Source organism: Mesorhizobium sp. M1A.F.Ca.IN.020.06.1.1 (genome assembly GCF_004023265.1).
Classification (GTDB): domain Bacteria; phylum Pseudomonadota; class Alphaproteobacteria; order Rhizobiales; family Rhizobiaceae; genus Mesorhizobium.
The window spans coordinates 1-8,305 of record NZ_RZSR01000171.1 but is presented as its reverse complement, the minus strand read 5'-3'; the positions used below and the strand labels follow the sequence as shown (position 1 = coordinate 8,305).

Below are 8,305 nucleotides of genomic sequence, written 5' to 3'. Positions count from 1 at the left end.
ATGCCGGGTCTGATGCCGGCGATTCTGAGCAGATCAGCGGTGCGGTTCTCATAGATCGACAGAAAAGCATCGAAAACGGCCGCCACCAGGACCGCGCCGCGTTCGTGAGGCTCCGTCATGTCGTCGCGCAAGATCACGGGCGCAGCGCCACTGTGATCGTCAATCGCCTCGCGAAGGGCTCCGTCCCGGCCGGTAGCCTCGCCGAACTGCCGGGCGAGGCCGCTGAGGAGGGAGCGGTTGTCGAGGCTACCGCCGTCTTTCGCAATCTGGGCGCTGACTGCTTCCTCAAGCGAAAAATGTGAGAACAGAGCGACGATATCGGCAAAGGCTTCGTGGAACGCCAAGCTGTCTACGCTGGTCGGTTCAGCAAACCGCCGGTGAAGTCCATCCAGGATAGCATGCGTGACCTCGTGAACGATGATGTCATGCGAAAGCGCGGTAAACACCCATTTGGCGCCGGCGCTGTGCGCGGACGTCTGAAAATAGCCGAACAGGAGGGCCTTCTTTTCCCGGCTGTAATAAGCATTGGGCTCGCGAAGGGCATGGGGATAGATACGCAATTTATAGACCGGCTCGTATTTTCGCCCGTTGGGAACGCGACGCGGAGCCCAGAAGACTCTCCTGCCAAGCGCCCGTTCGAAAGTTCGAATAGTCTTCATTGCAACGGCGAACACCATCTGCTGGTGAAAGCGGGGATCGCCTTCCGAGGGGGCCAAGCCGTCCTGAGCCAGGAGGTAGGGGTGATTGAGGTCCACCGGCTCATAAAATTGGCCGCTGACCGGATCGATATCAATAACTTCAAGGTAGTCATTGATGGGGCCGGGCTGAATTTCTTCCTCCCAGCTCTGCTCCCAAGGTATTTTAATTGTTGCAACATTAACGCCTGCAGTCGCAGCCGACGTAGAAGCCTGCGGGTCGAAGGCATAGACCCGCAACCGGCGAACAGGCGGAGCCGTATATTGCCCCGACATGGCATTTCCCCCATCCCTAGTATTTCAAACACTACCGATTGAAATACTTACCGAGATTACACCCTCACTCTATTAGAAACATGCTCGAAACATCGGGTCAATGGCCGGCGCGCTTACAGGCATAAAAAACGGAAAATGTTCTTGCCGTATCGGAATAACCGGAGCACTCGATCACCAGACCCTGCCGGTTTACTTTCTGAAGAACGGTCGCTTTCGGGTCGTCATCACCGGGCTAGCGCGTCGCCGCCCGTCCGCACACTTCTTCTAAACCGTTCGCACTCCTGGGCTGACCTGTAGCATCCCATCTGAACGCTTGTTCAGGACGTTCAAGCCGCTTTATCAATCCCCGAAACCGCAGGCATCGTCTTCCCTAGCTGCTCCGTCGGCGGGTGACGCAGCAAGGCCGTTGATTGCTGGATCAAGGCAAGCCTGGCCACCGGGAGACGACGTAGGGGGGTCATGGCTGAGTTATCGAGTCCGTCGACATCTCAACTGTCAGAAGATGAGCGCGCCAGGATCTCAGACAATCAGCGGCGCGCCAGGCGTGAAAGGGGAAAATGGGGCGATGGCTCAGATCTTATAGTCGGTTTGATCGCCAGTATCCTGATTTTTGGATGCCTCTTTATGTTCGCCAAGAACTACGATGCGAGTAGGCCTGAACTGTTTTACCCATGTCTCCTCAGCGGCACCCTCGGGGCATCCCTTGGATGGGCAGCCGGAATATTCATATCCCCTTACGGGGATGGTGAACGCGAAGCGTTTGCCAGCTTAGGAAAGCTCGTTTACGGATTTCTGAGCGGATACGCGTTCAGCAAAATCGATCCTCTGGTCATCGCCCTCCTGAAGCCGGAAGCGGCCGCGACTTCCAGCCCTGCCCTCATCTATGCGACAGTTGCGCTGGTGGCGTTTCTCACAAGCCTTGCACTCACCTACATAAGCCGCTCGTATTGGCGTTAAATGGCGATCCCTCCCGGCGTCACATTTTCCGAGGTGGGCGACATAGCGTTCGTTCATCAACATGATTGGTTGAGCCGGCTGATTGTTATCGGGCAGAAAGCGCTTGGAAGGCACGGGGCCCGATTCTCCCATGTTATGGTCTGTGTCGGTTCCGGGATTTGGGCCGATGCAACGCCAGAAAGCGGCGTGATGATTGCCGCCGAGTCAGCTATTTTCGACAGCTTAGCTCCCGGAGAGTTCCGCATCCTACGTCGACCCTCCATACTTCCGAGAGCGAGGCCAAAGCCGTCATTCAAGAACGCGTTGGACGCCCTCCAGCACGAAATCAGCAAGCAAAGTGCTTGGTTTTATGACTTCTTCTATTTTTGCTATCAGCGATATGACTACCTGCTGGGTTTTTCGCAATACGCGGCAAGTCGAACGTCATTTTGCTCAGATTTGGTCGAGAAGATCTATGCTCGCCGTGCCCCCGGATTGTTACAGGCCGGACGGCGCAACCGCATCTTCCCACAGGACTTATTTGCGATGGCTACAGACGCGAAATTTGATGACATAACTCAAGCGTTTTCCGAAGGCCGCCGGACATTCCCCTCTACCACGGACAAAGAGCGGGTTAAGCACATGCTGAACGTCATGGAATTTCGCCTGGGTGCGGCTTTGGACAACATCGCGGCGCTCGAACAGGGTGAAAGAATAAGGGTCGTTACCAGCAAAATGCCTGGAGGGGATCGTTTACCCCAGACCCCAATCGGTGAATCATTTGGCCCCGCCGAGCAACTCACCTGGAGTACAAAAGCGGCTGCAGTTGCGGCCCGAAAAAGGGTGCAAAAGCTAAAATTAAGGTGGTGAAGCTAAATCCATGGAGCACAAATGGCCCCATGCAGATTAGCCTACCTTGGCATCACGACACGGGCGACGGCATCGCCGACACGGATTCATTGACGCCGTGACGGAAGAAGACAAACCCAGTGTAACGGTCACCCTCAACGGCGACGGCGTGATCGCGCCGGCGCTTCAGGCCATCCGCTTGGCGACTGAAATGGTGGCCGTATGCACGTCAGCGATCGAGGCTACAGATCTCAACGATCTACCTCGGGACGGGTTTTCCGGGCTGAGCTTCGTGCCTCACGCCGATCAAGCCAAGGCCAAGCTAGCTTATCGCGCGTGGATATTGGGGAAGGCGTTTCAGGAACTGGCCAGGGGGCTGAGGGCTACGCTCGAGCAAGCCTACATCTACACGCTTGGTTTGAGGGAAGGACGCAAGGTCGAGACCTGGGGCGAGTTCGAGGACATTTATCTCGCGGCGGAAAAGAAGGCGTCGAGTCTCAATTTTCCAGATTTGCTGCTGGCCGTGCAGGCGCAATTGGCGACGAAGCTCGATTTCTTTGAGGAGTACCGCTCGCTTCAGAGGGCTCGGAACTGTCTGGAACATCGCAATGGCGTTGTAGGTCATATTGACTGCGACGAAGGCGCGGGGGCCCTTAGCCTGAAGTTGCCCCGTTTGAAATGTTCTACCGTCAGCGACGGGGAAGAGATCGAGGTTCACAAGAACCAGTACTTTGAAAAGGGCGCGACGATCAAAATCAAAAGAGACTTGCGTATTCGTGTCTTCGCCTTGGGGGAAACGGTCTCTTTCACCGCGGAGGAATTCAGCGAGATCGCCATGGCGCTTCGCTTGTTCGTCGCCGACATTGCGCCGAAGCTGCCGATTTAGACCACCGGAATGGCGGTGGGTTGTCGGAGTGCATGCCTGCGAGATGGGCCATTCGAACTGGCACTGTGTTCTCCGGATTCCTATATCTAACCGGCGCTATCCCATGGGGACCATGACTGATGAGTGACGATTCTCCCGACTCTCCCAAGCCCATCAAGCTTGAGGACCTTAAGGTAAGCACCGGCAGTGGTGCCAAGCCATTGAGCGAGATTGCAAAAACACTTGCAGGTATTGGGTCACACGTAAATCCTGCTAAAAACTTGGCCATCCGCCTGCAGGAACAGCAAGACAAGTTCAGTGATTTGCTCCGGCCCTCGAAGGAGGCGGAGGCGCTTCGGAAGCGCTTTGAATCGCTCACACAGCCGTCGCCTGCAATGAGGTCCATACTGGATCAGGTGGAAGGCCAAAGGCGACTGCTCGATTCAATCTCGAAGCCGGATGCCGGGGGGCTATTGACCGAGCGAGCTATTTCGGCCCCTAGAATGCCGGATTTCCAGATGCCCAGAAACCCCATTCTGGACACGAATGCGCAGCTGGCAGAAATCGAACGGAAGTTTGAAAGCATGCTGGATGTCATGACAAACGCCGCGCGGATCGGCAACGATATTCAAGCCCAGGCAACGACCTTTATAGGAAAGTTCGAAGAGGCCTCCAGCCAGACCGACAGTTCAGCCAAAAAAGCAATTCTTGTCGGCGTATTTGCGCTCGTGATCGCCACGCTGAGTCCCTTCGCCCCGATGGTCGTTGATTACTTTTCGCCAAATCGCACCGTTCCGGCGATCGAGGCTCTCACGCGGGAGGTGGTTTCTGCCGATCGGGCGGCTAGCGCTGACAACCAGAAACTAATTGAGGCGCTCAAGGAGCGCGACGATCAGGCGACCGGAAGAATTGTCGAGGAAGTTCGCCGCAGGCAGGACGAAACGAATGCCATTCTGCGGGAGCTCATTGAGACCCTGAAAGATCGCAATGTGCCTGCCAACCCCTGAGAACCGGGCTCTGGCGCAAGAGTAGCTCTATGCGAACAGCTCACGGTCTCGGATCTTGAACGGGTCTGTATAGTCCTCAGCCCACCATGGGTCTTCACCGGCCGTAGGCGCCTTTTGCAAGGACGATGTCTTTTTGGCCTCTGCAGCGTCTTCCTGGGTGACGCGGAAATGGTAGTCGTCGAAGATGCGTATCCCTTCGACCATATACGATGTCGCAATTTTTTGGTCGCGGATGAGGAGCAGGTTCTCTCCGTTCTGAAGGTCAGCGGGCTTGCTGAAGTTGTAAGAACCGGTCCACACGCGGGCGTCAGGTGTGTTGAAATCGATTACCAGAAACTTGTGGTGCAGATTTGGCCCGATGCCGGTGTAAGGTTCGACCTTAAACGGCGTCGGCACGTGTTTGTTGAGGCGAGCGAAATAGACGGGTGCAGTGTTGCCATTGGGCTTATGAACGGTGACACCGGTGTTGTTGTCGGAAATGCCGTAGGTGAAACCGGGCTGTTGGTAGCCGCTTCCACGGCGTCGGTTACAGCACCGCCTGTGATGCTCAGGAAAGCCAGGGAATAGAGGAGGCAGGCCTGGGCCTTTTCGACATCCTGGCCGATTTCCGCAAGGCGGGCACGGGCTGTGTCATGGGGAGAAAAGGTGATGCTGGCATCAATGCCCGCCAAGCCGAGCGGATGCCAGTCGGGTGAGGGACCGTTGGCGAACCCATCCTTTTTCCAATAGGCCTCGAACGCAGCCTTGAGGGGGGCGACGGCTTGAGCGCCCGTTAACAGCAAGGCGTTGTTCGATTGAACATAGAGCCCGCGCCAGCTGAAGTTTGTCGAACCGCAGACGGCGCGCGGGACGGCCGCATCCACGATAATCATCTTATTATGTTGGAGACCTCCCATCCGTTCCCGCTTGACGTTGTCCTCGCCAGCGGAAGCCTTGAGCAGTGTCTCGGACTGGGTCTCACCACTTGTCTTGAGCCCATGCTTATCGCTGTCGTCGATGATCATCCTGAGGCGCGGACCGAGCGCGAACAGGCGGTCCATGATTTCGCTTTCGCTCATGTCGTAGGCGACCATGCTGACCGTTGCGGCAGGATCGGCTACTGCTGCATCCAAAAGCGCAAAGATCTCTTTTCGGGCCTCCAGTCCCATCCATTCGTAGGCATCGTCCGCGTCCGGATGCGTCGGCTTGAACGTGGTGCCCTGAGCGACGCGGGCGGGCAGCAATGTTTTGAGCGGCCCGCGAGCCTGATATTTGTCCACGAAAGCCTGGGAAGCCACATACCCCCTGGTGGCGCTGCCGTCCGACGTTTCCATGCTAGGGCACACATGCGACGGTGAAGCTTGCGCCTCAAACGTGGCCTGTGCGCAGCTGGAGCTTCACCGACCTGGCCCTCGACCGAGCAACGTGAAGCGCGACTTGCGTTCTCGGGTCCCGCTACCATATGTAAAAAGACATACCTGCCATGCATCGCCGCCTGCGGCGTTTTGGTCCGATTGGCCTGTTGACAACTTGCCAAATAATCGTACCCTCAGTGCAACGCGCTGCACGAACGTATTTACTTCATTTTAACGCTGTGCCATAAAAAAGGCAGACGGTGATTCCACCGCCTGCCTTCTGTTTGTGCGTACCTGCGGACGTGGCGCCGTAAGACTGCCCAGACCACAGGTCCGTACCGTTGAAAGTCGGTTCTAGTGCCCCAAGGCTCCATTGACAAGCCACAGGCTAGTTGCCGGCGGCGCGCGCACACGGAAATGATCCGTTGCGTGCCCGTTCCGGCCAACCATAGGAACCGACACAGATGCCTGCAAAACTGACCTTTTCCCCGTGGGCAACGGGGACATGGCGCTGATCAACCTCGACAACAAGCGAAATCGGGCTTGTAGTAGATGATTGCGGCCGCGGCGGCGATGGTCAGCAGATTGAGCACGATGCCATAGGGCTTCAGCGCCAGGAGATTGCGGTAATAGCCGTAGGCGATGTTCTCGTTGAAAAGAATCCGAAATTTCTCGGTGTCGCGGGTGTTCTCGCGCAGCCAGTTGTAGCACTGCACATAGAACGCAGCCGCTTCGTCGGGGTCCTCGACTTCCATGTCGCGCGTCGGCGCCGGCTGCTCGAGCTGCTTGGCGAGGAATTTGCGGTAGCGGTCCTTGGTCCGCTCGTCGAGTGTCTTATCCAGGTGGTTCAGTTCGCGATTTTCCGGTCTCCCGCCGGTCGTCGCGAACAGCTGTCTCTCCTTCCTCTTGCCCAGGCGGCGGGCCACATTCGAGGCAGCGAAGAACAGGACCATGACGGCGAGACCGATGATGGCCTCGGGGAGGCTCGGCTGAACCCAGTTGAAGGCCAGCACAATCAGGACAATGACCGGGGCAATCGCCAGAGCTGCCGGCGCGAGGCGCGCCTTGATGGAGTAGGCGTCGAGGTAATCGTTCATGGCGCGTCCTGATGCATGATGGCATGGTACGTGGCTGGAGTGGCAATGAGAAAGGATGGCCGGCGGCGCTCGCTCCACGGCGACCTGCTTGGCCGTCTTGCGGTCGGTGGGCGAGGGACCTTGTTCGGCGAGGTGGCTGTGCCAGGTACCCACATCAAGCAGCGAGCGGCCGCTTTCCTCGAAACGGGCATCGATCCGATTCTTCATGCCCTTCGTTCCAAGCACGAACAGCGTCGGCGTCCTCACGCTGTCTTCTGGCGCCTCGATCAGGTCGACCACCGTGACAGTCTTCATGAGAGAACTGCAGGAGCCGATCAGAAGGCCTCCCGTCTCGACATTGGGAAACCGCGCGGTCTCTTCGCGGATCATGCCGGCGACGTGCGACGACAGACGCAAAGTCCATTCGCTGCCCTCGACCGGGATTTCCAGGAATTTTGACACGGAGAGGCGGCGCCAACTTGTCGATGGGCTATCGGGCTCTGCCACCCCCACGACCAGTTCTCCGCCATCGGCATTGGCGCCGGCGAGGCGCATGAGTTCCTCGGTGGCCATGGCGGTCATCGCCGAAAGGCGCGCGTCGGTCATCGGCATAGTCATGGAGCCGCAGCCTTCCCCGATCTGAATTTGCGTCAGCCCGAACTCGGGATCGAACAACAATGTCCGTTCATAAGGCGTCACGGTCGCGGACAGCACCGCCTGCAGGTCGGCGAGGCTCGGATTGCGGTTGCTTCCCTTATGAAATACGAAACCGCCACGGCCGCGCCCGAAAAGGGCGATCTCCGCCATGCGTGCCGGCAGCTCGGCAGGGCTCACCATTGACAGGGCATCGCGCACCAGGCTCGATGCGGTCGTGTTGAGCAGCGTGCCGGTCCCGGGCGGCGAAATCAGCAGGCGATTGTCCGCACGCTTCAGGCCCCTAACCACGTCAATCAGATGGGCTTCCGGTTTCTGCCCGAGCAGGGCCAGCTCGTCAGACAGTTCAAACGCCTTCGGCCACGGCAGGGGTGGCCGCACGAGGGCGTGCCGGGCCATGTTGTGGGGCCGCAGCTCGTTGCTGTCGGAGACGGCCAAGATCTGGGCGCCGGCACGGGCCAGATGCAGAGCGGTTTTCGATCCGACGCTGCCGCAGCCAACCAGGCTGAATGGCGGATAAGAGGGAGCTGCCGACACGGCGCGGAGAAGCGCGGGCGTCGTGCGACCCAGTTGCTCCATGGCAACGGCGGCTCTCGCGTTGGGCCCTTCGAAC

General features: G+C 58.1%; 6 protein-coding genes and 2 pseudogenes. 4 read left to right on the top strand and 4 right to left on the bottom strand.

Translation table 11 applies throughout. The features are described 5' to 3' along the window. A pseudogene (locus EOA60_RS10420) lies at positions 1–971 on the bottom strand (peptidase S8); the annotation flags it as partial. A 624-nt stretch (positions 972–1,595) separates the two neighbouring features. On the opposite strand from EOA60_RS10420, the gene EOA60_RS10415 reads away from it, so the two are divergent. From EOA60_RS10415 to EOA60_RS10400, 4 genes are all read left to right on the top strand, one after another. After that, on the top strand, positions 1,596–1,928 hold the full coding sequence (locus tag EOA60_RS10415; RefSeq protein WP_091600491.1) for a hypothetical protein: 333 nt from the start codon (positions 1,596–1,598) through the stop codon (positions 1,926–1,928). Next, the gene (locus EOA60_RS10410) at positions 1,929–2,777 is read left to right on the top strand and encodes a hypothetical protein (RefSeq protein ID WP_091600492.1); all 849 of its coding nucleotides are present in this window, start codon (positions 1,929–1,931) and stop codon (positions 2,775–2,777) included. Positions 2,778–2,874: 97 nt separating this feature from the next. Further along, positions 2,875–3,642, top strand: a complete 768-nt coding sequence (locus EOA60_RS10405; protein WP_091600493.1) for a hypothetical protein — start codon at positions 2,875–2,877, stop codon at positions 3,640–3,642. A gap of 119 nt (positions 3,643–3,761) precedes the next feature. Next, positions 3,762–4,628: a hypothetical protein gene (locus tag EOA60_RS10400; protein WP_091600494.1), complete on the top strand. Its 867-nt coding sequence runs from the start codon at positions 3,762–3,764 to the stop codon at positions 4,626–4,628. Between the two features lie 27 nt (positions 4,629–4,655). On the opposite strand, the gene EOA60_RS10395 is transcribed toward EOA60_RS10400, so the two are convergent. The 3 genes and pseudogenes from EOA60_RS10395 to EOA60_RS10385 all read right to left on the bottom strand — a co-directional run. Then, positions 4,656–5,024 (bottom strand): phospholipase D-like domain-containing protein, encoded by a 369-nt coding sequence (locus EOA60_RS10395; protein WP_164748213.1) that lies wholly within the window; start codon positions 5,022–5,024, stop codon positions 4,656–4,658. After that, on the bottom strand, positions 4,955–5,941 hold the full coding sequence (locus tag EOA60_RS10390; RefSeq protein WP_091600496.1) for a phospholipase D-like domain-containing protein: 987 nt from the start codon (positions 5,939–5,941) through the stop codon (positions 4,955–4,957). Before EOA60_RS10390 ends, EOA60_RS10395 begins: the two co-directional genes overlap by 70 nt. 536 nt (positions 5,942–6,477) lie before the next feature. Next, positions 6,478–8,305: pseudogene (locus tag EOA60_RS10385) on the bottom strand (Mov34/MPN/PAD-1 family protein); the annotation flags it as partial.